The organism is Mycobacterium shinjukuense (genome assembly GCF_010730055.1).
GTDB classification, from domain to species: Bacteria; Actinomycetota; Actinomycetes; order Mycobacteriales; family Mycobacteriaceae; genus Mycobacterium; species Mycobacterium shinjukuense.
The window spans coordinates 611,118-623,587 of sequence record NZ_AP022575.1 but is presented as its reverse complement, the minus strand read 5'-3'; the positions used below and the strand labels follow the sequence as shown (position 1 = coordinate 623,587).

Annotated in this window: 16 protein-coding genes, 1 tRNA gene and 3 pseudogenes; 5 read left to right on the top strand and 15 right to left on the bottom strand. The window is 67.6% G+C overall.

Annotation, left to right across the window (positions count from 1 at the left end):
- Positions 1 to 100: 100 nt before the first annotated feature.
- A pseudogene (locus G6N20_RS02825) lies at positions 101 to 358 on the bottom strand (GntR family transcriptional regulator); the annotation flags it as partial.
- A 189-nt stretch (positions 359 to 547) separates the two neighbouring features.
- The gene (fabG, locus tag G6N20_RS02820; protein ID WP_083050639.1) at positions 548 to 1,294 is read right to left on the bottom strand and encodes a 3-oxoacyl-ACP reductase FabG; all 747 of its coding nucleotides are present in this window, start codon (positions 1,292 to 1,294) and stop codon (positions 548 to 550) included.
- A gap of 74 nt (positions 1,295 to 1,368) precedes the next feature.
- Between fabG and G6N20_RS02815 the strand changes: the two are divergent.
- Positions 1,369 to 1,724: pseudogene (locus G6N20_RS02815) on the top strand (acyl-CoA dehydrogenase family protein); the annotation flags it as partial.
- 3 nt (positions 1,725 to 1,727) lie between these two features.
- Here G6N20_RS02815 and G6N20_RS02810 read toward each other — a convergent pair.
- Both G6N20_RS02810 and G6N20_RS02805 read right to left on the bottom strand, forming a co-directional pair.
- Positions 1,728 to 1,889, bottom strand: a pseudogene (locus G6N20_RS02810) (aminoglycoside phosphotransferase); the annotation flags it as partial.
- 38 nt (positions 1,890 to 1,927) lie between these two features.
- Positions 1,928 to 2,011: transfer RNA gene (locus G6N20_RS02805), tRNA-Leu, on the bottom strand.
- 3 nt (positions 2,012 to 2,014) lie between these two features.
- Here G6N20_RS02805 and G6N20_RS02800 point away from each other — a divergent pair.
- From G6N20_RS02800 to G6N20_RS02790, 3 genes are read left to right on the top strand one after another with little or no spacing between them, the layout of a single operon-like run.
- Positions 2,015 to 2,845, top strand: coding sequence for an LAGLIDADG family homing endonuclease (locus G6N20_RS02800; protein ID WP_308206055.1), 831 nt, complete (start codon positions 2,015 to 2,017; stop codon positions 2,843 to 2,845).
- A 24-nt stretch (positions 2,846 to 2,869) separates the two neighbouring features.
- The gene (locus tag G6N20_RS02795) at positions 2,870 to 3,262 is read left to right on the top strand and encodes a hypothetical protein (protein WP_083050633.1); all 393 of its coding nucleotides are present in this window, start codon (positions 2,870 to 2,872) and stop codon (positions 3,260 to 3,262) included.
- Positions 3,259 to 3,609 (top strand): DUF3817 domain-containing protein, encoded by a 351-nt coding sequence (locus G6N20_RS02790; protein ID WP_083050631.1) that lies wholly within the window; start codon positions 3,259 to 3,261, stop codon positions 3,607 to 3,609. Before G6N20_RS02795 ends, G6N20_RS02790 begins: the two co-directional genes overlap by 4 nt.
- Here G6N20_RS02790 and rdgB read toward each other — a convergent pair.
- From rdgB to clpS, 11 genes are all read right to left on the bottom strand, one after another.
- Positions 3,606 to 4,205 (bottom strand): RdgB/HAM1 family non-canonical purine NTP pyrophosphatase, encoded by a 600-nt coding sequence (rdgB, locus tag G6N20_RS02785; RefSeq protein ID WP_083050629.1) that lies wholly within the window; start codon positions 4,203 to 4,205, stop codon positions 3,606 to 3,608. The genes G6N20_RS02790 and rdgB overlap by 4 nt on opposite strands.
- Positions 4,202 to 4,981 carry a ribonuclease PH gene (gene rph / locus G6N20_RS02780; protein ID WP_083050626.1) on the bottom strand — a complete coding sequence of 260 codons (780 nt, stop codon included), beginning with the start codon at positions 4,979 to 4,981 and terminating at the stop codon, positions 4,202 to 4,204. The genes rdgB and rph overlap by 4 nt, the downstream gene beginning before the upstream one ends.
- A 32-nt stretch (positions 4,982 to 5,013) precedes the next feature.
- Entirely contained in the window at positions 5,014 to 5,793 is a 780-nt protein-coding gene (locus G6N20_RS02775; RefSeq protein WP_163662790.1) for a cyclic nucleotide-degrading phosphodiesterase, read from the bottom strand.
- Between the two features lie 71 nt (positions 5,794 to 5,864).
- Positions 5,865 to 6,680, bottom strand: a complete 816-nt coding sequence (gene murI / locus G6N20_RS02770) for a glutamate racemase (protein WP_083050620.1) — start codon at positions 6,678 to 6,680, stop codon at positions 5,865 to 5,867.
- Positions 6,677 to 7,348, bottom strand: coding sequence for a rhomboid family intramembrane serine protease (locus G6N20_RS02765; RefSeq protein WP_179961509.1), 672 nt, complete (start codon positions 7,346 to 7,348; stop codon positions 6,677 to 6,679). Before G6N20_RS02765 ends, murI begins: the two co-directional genes overlap by 4 nt.
- Positions 7,339 to 8,310 (bottom strand): cysteine synthase, encoded by a 972-nt coding sequence (locus G6N20_RS02760; protein ID WP_083050676.1) that lies wholly within the window; start codon positions 8,308 to 8,310, stop codon positions 7,339 to 7,341. Before G6N20_RS02760 ends, G6N20_RS02765 begins: the two co-directional genes overlap by 10 nt.
- Positions 8,311 to 8,319: 9 nt before the next feature.
- Positions 8,320 to 8,601: a MoaD/ThiS family protein gene (locus G6N20_RS02755; protein ID WP_083050617.1), complete on the bottom strand. Its 282-nt coding sequence runs from the start codon at positions 8,599 to 8,601 to the stop codon at positions 8,320 to 8,322.
- A 10-nt stretch (positions 8,602 to 8,611) separates the two neighbouring features.
- On the bottom strand, positions 8,612 to 9,067 hold the full coding sequence (locus G6N20_RS02750; RefSeq protein ID WP_263992205.1) for a M67 family metallopeptidase: 456 nt from the start codon (positions 9,065 to 9,067) through the stop codon (positions 8,612 to 8,614).
- On the bottom strand, positions 9,064 to 10,104 hold the full coding sequence (locus tag G6N20_RS02745; protein ID WP_083050614.1) for a P1 family peptidase: 1,041 nt from the start codon (positions 10,102 to 10,104) through the stop codon (positions 9,064 to 9,066). The genes G6N20_RS02750 and G6N20_RS02745 overlap by 4 nt, the downstream gene beginning before the upstream one ends.
- Before the next feature lie 10 nt (positions 10,105 to 10,114).
- Positions 10,115 to 10,702, bottom strand: a complete 588-nt coding sequence (gene aosR / locus G6N20_RS02740; RefSeq protein WP_083050611.1) for an oxidative stress transcriptional regulator AosR — start codon at positions 10,700 to 10,702, stop codon at positions 10,115 to 10,117.
- A 25-nt stretch (positions 10,703 to 10,727) separates the two neighbouring features.
- Positions 10,728 to 11,033: an ATP-dependent Clp protease adapter ClpS gene (gene clpS, locus G6N20_RS02735; RefSeq protein WP_083050608.1), complete on the bottom strand. Its 306-nt coding sequence runs from the start codon at positions 11,031 to 11,033 to the stop codon at positions 10,728 to 10,730.
- Positions 11,034 to 11,109: 76 nt separating this feature from the next.
- On the opposite strand from clpS, the gene G6N20_RS02730 reads away from it, so the two are divergent.
- A complete protein-coding gene (locus G6N20_RS02730) occupies positions 11,110 to 12,456 on the top strand; it encodes a nicotinate phosphoribosyltransferase (protein ID WP_142272143.1) in 1,347 nt (448 codons plus the stop codon).
- The last annotated feature ends 14 nt before the right edge of the window (positions 12,457 to 12,470 follow it).

Genomic DNA, 12,470 nt, shown 5'->3' with positions numbered 1-12,470 from the left:
CTATCTATTATCCACCCCAGCGACAACATTGCGAAACCGAACTCTCGGCCGCGGCTGCCGCGCCACCACCCGGTTAGCCCCTGGACGAGCCGAGCGGCTTCGCGACGTCGGCGAGGTCTTGCCCCGTGACCGGCAACACCACGAAGCCTCGGCGGGGCTGCTGGGCGATCAGGCCTTCGGCGCGCAGCGCATCCGGCGCTTCCCGCACCGGTGTGACGCTGATTCCCAACTCCGCGGCCATTTGATCCAGCCGCAGATACTGATCCGCCGCGTAGCCGCCCTCGAAGATCCTCTTGCGGACAACGTGCGCAACGTTCTCGGAAAGTTGCGGTGGTGCCGCGAAATCGGGGACAGTCATCGCCTCACACCCGATGCTTCTCGAGCAATGGTCCCCTCACCGATGAGCGGGAACCAGCGGGAAGCCGACGCCGCGTTCACGGCGTAATCCACCCCCGGTTGAGCTTCACGACGACGCTCGTCGTTCGAATGCCGCTGCAGGCCCTGGCCAGTGACGGCACACGGTGCACGCTTCCCCTGCTCACCTCGCTCAGATGAACCGGCCACCGGTGACGTCGATGACGGTGCCGGTCAGGTACGAGGACATGTCGGAGGCCAGAAACAAAGCCACGCTTGCGACTTCGCTGGGCTCACCGGCCCTGCCCATGGGCACCTCGGCCAGCTTCTGCTCCCAAATGCGTTGCGGCATGGCTTCGGTCATCGCCGACCGAATCAGCCCAGGGGCGATCGCGTTGACCCGAACACCAAGGTGGGCCAGCTCTTTGGCGGCCGCCTTGGTCATCCCCACGATTCCGGCCTTGGCCGCCGAGTAGTTGGTCTGGCCTACCATGCCGACCTTGCCCGATACCGAAGACATGTTCACGATCGCGCCCCGCTTGTTCTCCCGCATCACCGCTGCGGCCAGGCGGGTTCCGTTCCACGTCCCCTTCAGATGCACGTCGATGACCTCGTCGAACTGCTCTTCGGTCATCGTGCGCATCGTCGCATCGCGGGTGATTCCGGCGTTGTTGACCATGATGTCCAGGCCGCCGAAACGCTTCAATGCGGTATGGATCAGCGCCTCGACCTGATCCACTCTGGTCACGTCGCAGCGCACTGCCACCGCGACGTCGTCGCCGCCCAATCGTTGGGCCGCGGCCTGGCCCGCCTCGACGTTGACATCACCGAGCAGGACGCGGGCACCCTCGGCGACGAATCGCTCCGCGATTGCCAAGCCCAGCCCTTGCGCTCCACCCGTTATCACCGCGGTTTGACCGCCCAACAACACCTGGACCACCCTTGTCAAAGATTCGGCTCCAGGTCAAATATCATATTTCATATAGGATCTCGCTCCGAAGGGAGCGCCCGCCAATGACCGCCGGCCAAGTCTCAGACGGTGGTTTCCAGCAGATTCCTGGGCCAGACCCGTCACTTCGTCCGCACCGGTGTGATCCCGCGCGAGCAGGAGATCCTGGACAACGACCGGGTGCCCAACGACCTGCGCGACCAGGCCAAGCGGATGGGGTTATTCGGATACGCGATTCCGCAGGAGTGGGGCGGGCTCGGCCTGAACCTGGTGCAAGACGTCGAGATGGCGACGCTGGTTGGCGCCGATGGCAACTGGCGACGTCGTCGCCTCCTTCGCACTGACCGAGCCGGGAGCCGGATCGAACCCGGCCGGGCTGCGCACCAAAGCCGTTCGGGACAAAGATGATTGGGTGATCACCTGGTCAGCCGATCAGCTCCAGTGTCCCCAGCTCACGGATCGCCTGACAGCCCTGGCAAAGCCTGGTCAGCATCATGTCGTCGCCACACCCGGTGGCGGTGGCGAAAGCAAAGCCCAGCACGGAAATGAGTAGGGCCTGCGGCATTCCGAGACGGCAATCGCGCCAAGGTTGGTGGCCACGGCCACCAACGGTGATCACGAGGGTGCGGGCGGAGGGACTCGAACCCTCAAGCTCTTACGAGCAACGGCACCTAAAGCCGTCATGTTTGCCAGTTTCATCACGCCCGCAGCGTGCCGATCGTACCGCTCGGCTCACCCACCAATCTGTCGGTGGCGCGCCTTACCTTGGATTCAACACGGCGGCGAGGGGGCGCACAGGTGCGATCGGCGGAGGAGTTCGAAGTCGTGCAGCGCCTCATCGCAACCGGTATGAACGATTGTGCGATCGCACGGCAGACAGGGATACCGCGCAAGACGGTGTGGGAATGGCGCCATTGCAGGTCGCCGATTTGCCCAAGGCGTGCGAGTGCATCCTCAGCCTGCGGCATTGATCATGACTTCACCGCGCTTCCCCCAGCTGCGTACACCTATCTGCTCGGCCTCTATCTCGGCGATGGCTGCATCTCACGGAACGGGCGCGTCTGGCGGCTAAGGATCACCCTCGATGACAAGTACCTGGGGATCATCGACCGTTGCCGCCAGGCGATCGACATCCTGATGCCGGAGCAGCGCGCGGCGACGCTACGACGTCCGAGCAATTGCACCGAGGTATCGCTGTACTCAAAACACTGGCCGTGTCTGTTTACCCAGCACGGTCCCGGCAGGAAACACCTAAGGCCAATCCGGCTGGAGCCCTGGCAGGAGGTGCTCGTCAAAGAGGCCACAGAGGAATTCATCCGCGGTCTCATCGACAGCGACGGGTGCCGCGTGGTGGCCAACGACCGAGGCGTCCGAAGCGTCCGCTATCACTTCTCCAACAGATCCGAAGACATCCTCGGGTTGTTCAGCTGGGCTCTCGATTTACTCGGAATTCCGTGGACTCGGCCGAGCAGATATTGCATTGCCGTGTACCACAAGGCGGCGACGGCACGCCTCGACGAATTCGTCGGGCCCAAGTCATGAGCCGGCGCGCGGTACCGTCGAGGGGTGTCCACCGAGGCTCACCGCAGACGTCGCCGTCGGCCCGCGCTGATCGCTTTGGTGATCATCGCGGCCTGCGGCTGCCTGGCCTTGGGCTGGTGGCAGTGGACCAGGTTTCAGTCGGCGTCGGGTTCCTTCCAGAACCTGGGCTATGCACTACAGTGGCCGCTGTTCGCCTGGTTCTGCGTCTACGCCTATCGCAAGTTCGTGCGCTTGGAAGAGACGCCGCCGGCGCCCCGGAACACCAGCGCGATGACCGAGATACCTGCCGGACTGCTGCCCGAGCGGCCGAAGCCGGCGCAGCCCCCGGCCGACGACCCCGCACTGCGGGAGTACAACGCCTACCTTGCCGAACTAGCCAAACACGATGCCGAGAAGCAGAACAGGACCACCGCATGACCACACCGGAGACACCGCAGCGGAGCGCACCCGCGTTTCCCGTCGAGAAAATCCGCACCGCGCTCCTCGGCTACCGCGTGATGGCGTGGACGACGGGTGTTTGGCTCATCGCGCTGTGCTACGAGATCGTCTCGCACCTGGTCTACCACCACGAAATCCGCTGGATCGAGGTCGTCCACGGCTGGGTGTACTTCGTCTATGTGCTGGCCGCATTCAACCTCGCGATCAAGGCCCGCTGGCCGATCGTCAAAACCGTCGGGGTCCTGCTCGCCGGCACCATCCCGGCGCTGGGCATCATCGTCGAGCACTTCCAGACCAAGGACATCAAGGCGCGCTTCGGCTTTTAAGTCAGCTCCCGCAGCGCCGGCAGTAACAGCGCCAGCGCGCGACCACGATGCGAGACCGCGTCCTTCTCCGCGGGGCTCAGCTGCGCCGCGGTGCGATCGTCACCGTCGGGAATGAAGACTGGGTCGTAGCCAAACCCGCCGTCACCACGCGGCTCCCGCGCAATCGTGCCGGGCCACTCGCCGCGCACGACAACCTCGCCGGACCCCCAGACCAGCGCGCAGGCCGAGACGAATGCCGCTCGGCGCCGCTCGTCGGGCACATCCCGCAACTGTGCCAGCAGCAGGGCGGTGTTGCCAGCGTCGTCGCCGTGCCGACCGCACCATCGGGCCGACAGCACGCCCGGCATGCCGCCCAGCGCGGCCACCGCCAAACCGGAGTCGTCGGCGACGCTGGCCAGGCCGGTCGCGGCGAACGCGCGGCGGGCCTTGGCCAGCGCGTTGTCCTCGAACGTCGCGCCGGTTTCCGGCGCTTCGTCAAAGGGCGCCACATCGTCGAGCGACAGCAGCGTCAACCCGGACACCCCGGCGCCGTCCAGCACCCGGCGCAGTTCGGCCAGCTTCTTGCGGTTGCGGCTGGCGACCAGCAGCCGGGTCAGCTTCCGAACGCCTTCGGCGGGGGTGGTCCTTCGGGCAGCACGCCGGGGTACGGCAGCGCCAACGCGTCGCGCTGCGCGGCGAACAACTTGTCACAGGCACCCAGCGCCGCGTCCAGCAGCTTGTCCAACGTCGACCGCGGAAAGGTGGCACCCTCGCCGGTGCCCTGCACCTCCACCAGGGTCCCGGTGTCGGTCGCGACGACGTTCATGTCCACTTCGGCCCGCGCGTCCTCCTCGTAAGGCAGGTCCACCCGGATTCTGCCGTCAACCACCCCGACGCTGATCGCGGCGATGGCGCACGACAACGGCCTGGGATCCGACAGCTTGCCGGCGGCCGACAGATAGGTCACCGCGTCGGCCAACGCCACGTAGGCGCCGGTGATTGCCGCGGTACGCGTCCCACCATCGGCCTGCAGCACGTCGCAGTCGATGGCGATGGTGTTCTCCCCCAGCGCCGCCAGGTCGATGCAGGCCCGCAGCGAGCGGCCAACCAGCCGGCTGATTTCCTGGGTGCGCCCGCTGACGCGACCCTTCACCGATTCCCGGTCGGAGCGAGTGTGGGTGGCCGACGGCAGCATGGCGTACTCGGCGGTGAGCCACCCCTCACCCAAGCCCTTGCGCCACCGGGGCACCCCCTCGGTGATGCTGGCGGTGCACAGGACCTTGGTGCGACCGAATTCGATCAGCACCGAACCCGCGGGGTTCTCGGTGAAACCGCGGGTGATGACCACCGGGCGAAGCTCGTCGTCGAGGCGGCCGTCTTCTCGCTTGGACACGACGCCAACCCTAGACGGTCCGGCCCGAACTCTTACCCAGCCCGGCGGACTTCGAACGTCTCGTCGCAGACCACCGCGTGCACGGGCCCATCGAACTCGGCCTTGGCCTCGCTGATGACGTCCTCACGCGAGGTCCACGGCGGGATGTGCGTCAGCAGCAGCTCCCGAACCCCGGCCAGCGCCGCAGCCCTGCCAGCCTCGGTGCCCGACAGATGCAGATCCGGTGGGTGATGTGGCGAGTGTGTCCAGGAGGCCTCGCAGAGGAAGACGTCGACGCCGCGAGCCAGCTCGACAAGCTGGTCACAAATCCCGGTGTCACCGCTGTAAGCCAGCGACGCTCCGCTGGGATCGGTGATCCGCAGGCCGAACGACTCGGTCGGGTGGGCAACCACGCGTGGCACCACCGTCAGCGCGCCCAACCGCACCGGCTCACCGTCGACCCAGTGGCGAACGTCGAAGATGTCCGAGCAGTCGTCAATCTCCCCGCCGTACGGCGACGACGCCGCCCCCAACCGCGACCAGGTGTCGCTCGGGCCATACAACAGCGCCTTGCCGGTGGGACGCGCGGTCGGGTGGTAGCGGCGCCACACGAACAACCCGGGCAGATCCAAGCAATGATCCGCGTGCAGATGCGACAACAGCACATGCACCGACCCGGGGTCCATGTGCCGTTGCAACGCACCGAGCACGCCCCCGCCGAAGTCGATGACGAGCGGCGGAGTATCCGGAGCCCGGAGCAGGTAGCCCGACGCCGGCGAATCCGGACCTACGACGCTCCCGGAGCATCCGAGCACGGTTACTCGCACGGACACTACTGTGCCATGCCCGCCACCACGATGACGAAAACATCGCCGCTTTTGGTGGCCAGAATCTCTGCGGACGCTTAGCGGATCTGGAAGTGGTGCACAGGCAGCACACCGGTCACTGCGGGACCAAGAAACCGGGCCGCCAGTTTCGTGAATGCCTCAGGGTCGCCGGTGGCCTCGAACACCCTGGTGGCCGGTGGCGCATCATGCGGACGCAGCAGGTCCAACTCGGTCAGCACCCGGACCAGTTCCTTGGCGGTTTCCTCGGCGCTGGAGACCAACGTGACGTTCTCGCCCATCGCCAGTTGAATCAGGCCCGACAGCAACGGGTAGTGCGTACAACCAAGCACCAGCGTGTCGACCCCGGCGCGTTGCAGCGGCTCCAGGTAGCCCTCCGCCAAACCAAGGACCTGACGGCCGCTGGTGACGCCGCGCTCGACGAAATCCACAAAACGCGGGCAAGCCACCGCGGTGATCTCGGTATCGCGGGCGGCGGCGAAAGCGTCCTGGTAGGCGTGCGAGCTGATGGTTGCCCGGGTGCCGATCACGCCGATGCGGCCGTTGCGGGTGGCGGCCACCGCGCGGCGCACCGCCGGCAGGATCACTTCGACGACGGGCACATCGTAGCGTTCACGCGCATCCCGCAGGCATGCCGACGACGCCGAGTTGCAGGCGATCACGAGTGCCTTGACGCCGCGGTCGACCAGGTCGTCACCGATGGCCAACGCATGCGCGCGGATCTCCGGGATGGCCAGCGGACCGTACGGACCGTTGCCGGTATCACCGACGTAGACGATGTCCTCGTCCGGCAGCTGGTCGATGATCGCCCGGGCCACCGTCAGCCCGCCGACGCCGGAGTCGAAGACCCCGACGGGCGCCAGCGGCGACCTCATGTCTTCGGGTGCGGCGCGCGGAGGGCCCTCTTTCGCGCGCGGGCCCTCCGTTCCGGAGCCGACAGCAGGTACGCCGCCGCGACCCCGGCGAGCGCGCCACACAGATGGCCCTGCCACGACACGCCCCCGCATCGGCCGAGCACCGGCATGGCGCCGAGCAGGATGCCGCCGTACGCGAACAGCACCACCAGCCCGATGACGATGTCGGTCACCTTGCGGACGAAAAGCCCGAACACCAAAAGGAAGGCCAACCAGCCGAAGATCAGGCCGGAGGCGCCGATGTGGTCGGTGGGGCCGCAGCTGCTGCCCATGTTGCCGATCAGCCAGGTACCGAAGCCACCCAGGATCCACACGATCGCGGTGGCCCAGACGAACCGGGACAATCCGGCCAGCGTCATCAGGAATCCCAGCACCAGCAGTGGGACCGTGTTGGCCATCAGGTGCGCCCAGTTGGCGTGCAGCAGCGGAGCGAAGATGATCCCCCACAGCCCGTCGGTTTCCAGCGGCCTGATGCCGTTGACGTCGAGCCGGTTCCCGCTCAGCTGGTCGATCAGCTCGATCAGATACAGCAGCACAACGAAGGTGAGGATCGTCGCCCCTCCGACCATCCAGCGCGGCCGCGCCTTCGTCGGTGTCGCGGGTGTGCGCGGATGGCGGGTCATGCCCATAGCTGGCCTTCCATAGCGTTCTCGGCATCACCGAGGCTACCGGTGTAGGCGCCGGTGGACAGATACTTCCAACCGGCGTCGGCGACCACAAAGGCAATATCGGCGCGTTCACCGGCCTTGACGGCACCAGCCGCCACTCCCAGTGCGGCATGCAGCACCGCACCCGTCGAGATACCGGCGAAGATGCCCTCAGCGTCCACCAGCTCGCGAGTGCGGCGCACCGCGTCCGCCGCGCCGATCGAGTACCGCATGGTCAGCACCTCGGGGTCATACAGTTCGGGCACAAACCCCTCGTCGATGTTGCGCAGCGCGTACACCCCCTCGCCGTAGCGGGGTTCGGCCGCCACGATCTTGATGTCGGGAACGCGCTCACGCAGAAACCGGCCCGCGCCCATCAACGTGCCGGCGGTTCCGAGGCCGGCGACGAAGTGGGTGATCTCGGGGAGGTCGGCGAGCACCTCGGGGCCGGTGCCGCAGTAGTGCGAGTCGGTGTTGGCGGGGTTGCCGTACTGATACAGCATCACCCAGGTCGGGTTGGCCGCGACGAGTTCCTTGGCGGTGGCCACCGCGGTGTTGGACCCGCCCTCGGCCGGCGAGAAGATGATCCGCGCGCCATAGAGTTCGAGCAGCTGACGGCGTTCCACCGAGGTGTTCTCCGGCATCACGCAGATCAGCCGGTAACCCTTCAACCGGGCCGCCATCGCCAGCGAGATGCCAGTGTTGCCGCTGGTGGGCTCGAGGATCGTGGCACCCGGGGTCAAAAGCCCATCCCGTTCTGCCTGTTCGATCATCCGCAGCGCCGGGCGGTCCTTGATCGACCCGGTGGGGTTGCGGTCCTCGAGCTTGGCCCACAGCCGCGCATGTGGCCCGTCGGGCCCATCCTCCCAACGCGGCGACAACCTCTGCAGGCCAACCAACGGGGTATTGCCCAAGGCCTGCAGCAGCGAGTCGTATCGCGTCATGCGCTCCACTCACCCGCCCGCCACGGCAGGCAGGATGGTGACCAAGTCGCCGTCGGCGACCGCGGTGTCCAGGCCGCCGGAAAACCGCACATCTTCGTCGTTGACATAGACGTTCACGAAGCGGTGCAGCTTGTCCGGGGACGACGGGTCGATCAACCGCTCGGAAATGCCCGCGTAGTGGGCCTCGAGGTCGCTGATGACCGCGCCCAGCGTGTCTCCGCTCGCCGAGACGCGCTTCTGGCCACCGGTGTGGGCTCGCAGGATGGTCGGGATGGACACGGTGACGTTCATGCGGGCCTCTCTAGGACGTTCCGTACCGCTCGACGATATCGACGGGCTCCTCGGTAACGGAACCGTCCACGATGCGATAACTGCGCAGCTCGTGCCGGTCCGGGTCGCGGGTCGACACCAAGACGTAGTGCGCGTCCGGTTCGGCGGCCAGGTTCACGTCCGTGCGGCTGGGGTAGGCCTCCGTGGCGGTGTGCGAGTGATAGATGACCACCGGGGCCTCGCCCGCGCCCTCCATGGCCCGCCACACCTCGAGCTGCTCGTGGGCATCGAAACGGTAGAAGGTCGGCGAGCGCTCGGCATTGATCATCGGGATATGCCGCTCGGGACGGTCGGATCCTTCCGGCCCGGCAAGCACCCCGCAGGCCTCGTCAGGGTGGTCGCGTCGCGCGTGGGCGACCATCGCATCGACCAGGTCGGCGCGAATCACCAGCACGTTGGCGGTTCCCTCACTGTGATGTCCCCTCACTGTGATGTCCGGCGTCCGAACGCTCCGGGCAACGTGTCACGGTAGGTCGGTATTCCGGCCACCGACTCGGCGCCGAGCACGGCGACCAGCACCGCGCGGGCCAGGCAATCGGCCGCGGCCGCACCCACCGCGGTGACCAACCCGGTCTCCGGGGACAACGCGGCCGGCACGGCGGCCGCCGGGGGCACCTCGACCGCCCCGGTGGCCAGGACGAACACGGTGTCGCCGTCGAGCGGGGTGTGTGCGGGCCGGATCGCGCGGGCCAGTCCGTCGTGGGCGGCGATCGCCACACGCCGGCACGCCGCCGGGCTCAGCGCCGCGTCGCACGCAACCACCGCGAGCGTCGTGTTCAGTGAGCTCAACGGCGACGGAAGTTGCGCCAACGCCTCGATCTGCTCGGCCGGCGGCGCCTGAAGCGCGAACTCGTCGACCAAATCCGCCATCCACGGCAGGCCGGTGGCCGGATCCACGACGCTGCCAGCGGAGTTCACCACGACCACCGCGCCGACGGTCACCCCGCACCGCAAGCTGACAGCCGCTGTCCCGACGCCTCCCTTGAGTACGCCCGCGCGCGCCCCCACCCCGGCGCCGACCGTGCCAATGGCCCCGGCCGCGCCGCCGCCGGCCGCGCCACAGGCCAGATAGCCGAACTCGGCCGTGGGCCGGCGATCCCAGCCGCCCACCGGCAGGTCGAAAATCGCCGCGGCCGGCACGATGGGTACCACACCGGCGCCCATCGCGACGCCGCGCTGGTGTTCCTCCAACCAACCCATGACGCCGTCGGCAGCGGCCAGGCCGTAGGCGCTGCCGCCGGCGAGCAGCACGGCATCGACGAATCGGACGCTGTTGGCCGGGTCCAGCAGATCGGTCTCCCGGGTTCCGGGCGCGCCGCCCCGGCAGTCGACCGCGCCGACGGTCCCCGGTGGCGGCAGCACCACCGTGACGCCGCAGGCCCACCCGGCGCCCAGGGACGCGTCGACGTCCAGCTTGTGGTAGTGGCCGACCCGGATCCCCCCGACGTCGGTGAGGGAGCTCATCGGGCCGCCATCAGGATCCTCGGGGCCCCGTCAACACCAGCACCAGGTACTCCTGCAGGACGGTCAGCCACTGGTAGACGTCGAGGTGCGCGGCGAGCGGATGGCCGGCCGGCAGACGTTCCGGCCCTTGTGGGCCGATGTCGAGCAGGACACCAAGTGCCAACCGAAGGTCGTTGACCGCCGCGATCCAGGCGTTGGCGGCCTCTTCGGTCAGCTCGAAACGGCCACCGTTGTTTGGCACGGTGTCCAACAACTGTTGTGCGGCAACACGTTTGGCGTTAATGATCTCCGGCTCGTGCAGGCTGCGAAGAGCGGAGTTGAGGGTCTCGGACGCATCGAGGGTCAACGGGTCGTCTGCGTCGCGCCGGTAGAAATCCGGCAGCAGCCGCGTCAGCGTCGGATCGCTCGGGCGGTCGGCATGGCCGGTTTTGATCCCGGTGATCTCTTCGAGCTCGTCGGACGGCGCGGAGGATTCGCGGTCGTCGAGCAAACCGATCATCGCCCCTACCAGGTTTTGCAGCAGGGCCGCCTCGTGCGGGGCCAACGACGAGCGAAACCGGGGCCCATCACGGGTCTCGACGCGCTTCCATTTGCGCACGATGGGTCCCGGATACCGTCGAGTCTCACCGATCCTGCTGCATCGTCGCCCACAGACCGGCGGCGTGCAGCCTGGATACATCCGATTCCATCGACTCCCGGCTGCCGCTCGACACAACCGCCTTCCCCTCGTTGTGCACCTGCAGCATCAGCTTGGTGGCATGCGGCTCGCTGTAACCGAACAACTTCTGGAACACATAGGTCACGTAGGACATCAGGTTCACGGGGTCGTCCCACACGATGGTCACCCACGGACTGGCCGCCAGGTCGACCTGAGCGGACTCCAGTTGCCCGCTGGAACCCGGTTTGGCGGGCGCTGAGGCAACAACCATGCCCTTAGAATACCGAGCCCGTGATGCGAACCGATACGGTTGCGGTGTGAACGACTCGGTCGTGGCTGGGCCCGCTGTGGGCGCACCCCTAGCCGCGAAGCGGCGAGGAGGAGAGCCCAGCACTCAAGACCACGCTGGGCTGCTGACCGACAAGTACGAGTTGACCATGCTGGCCGCGGCGCTACGCGACGGCACTGCCCATCGCCGGACCACGTTCGAAGTGTTCGCCCGGCGATTGCCCGCGGGTCGCCGGTACGGGGTGGTTGCCGGAACCGGCCGGCTGCTGGAAGCCTTGCTGCAGTTCAGGTTCGACGACGACGCGTGCGAGCTGCTGGCCCGCTTCCTCGACCCCGCCACCGTGGGCTATCTGCGCGATTTCCGGTTCGCCGGCGACATCGACGGCTACGCCGAGGGCGAACTCTACTTCCCCGGCTCCCCGGTGCTCTCGGTTCACGGCACTTTCGCCGAATGCGTAGTGATCGAAACGCTGGTGCTGTCGATCCTCAACCACGACACCGCGATCGCCTCCGCGGCCGCACGCATGGTCAGCGCCGCCGGGGGTCGCCCGCTGATCGAGATGGGCTCACGACGGACCCACGAACACGCCGCCGTCGCCGCGGCCCGGGCGGCCTATATCGCCGGCTTTGCCGCCTCGTCCAACCTGGAGGCCCAGCGACGATACGGAGTGCCCGCCGAGGGCACCGCCGCCCACGCGTTCACCATGCTGCACGCCCAGCAGGACCGCCCCAACGAACTGGCCGAACTGGCCGCATTCCGCGCCCAGGTCGATGCGCTGGGCGCCGGCACCACGCTGTTGGTGGACACCTATGACGTCACGACCGGTGTGGCCAACGCGGTGGCCGCCGCCGGAACGACGCTGGGCGCGGTCCGCATCGACTCCGGCGAGCTGGGGGTGCTGGCCCGCCAGGCACGTGAGCAGCTCGACCGGCTGGGCGCCACCCAGACGCGCATCGTGGTGTCCGGCGACCTTGACGAGTTCAGCATCGCCGCGCTGCGCGCCGAGCCGGTGGACAGCTACGGCGTGGGCACCTCGCTGGTGACCGGCTCGGGGGCGCCGAGCGCGAACCTGGTCTACAAACTCGTCGAGGTCGACGGCGTTCCGGTGCAAAAACGCAGCAGCCACAAGGAATCCCGCGGCGGCCGCAAAATGGCACTGCGACGCTCGCGCGCGACGGGCACCATCACCGAGGAGATCGTGCATCCGGCGGACCGTCCAGCACCCGATGGTGGGCCACACCGGGTCTTGACGATCCCGCTGGTCCGCGCCGGACGGGTGGTGGCCGACACCGGATTGGCCGCGGCCCGCCACCTGGTGGCGTCCGGGTTGCGCAGCCTGCCGTGGGAAGGGCTGACATTGGCGCCGGGCGAGCCGGCGGTTCCCACGCAGATAATCCTGGCCTGAGCGCACGGGAGCAG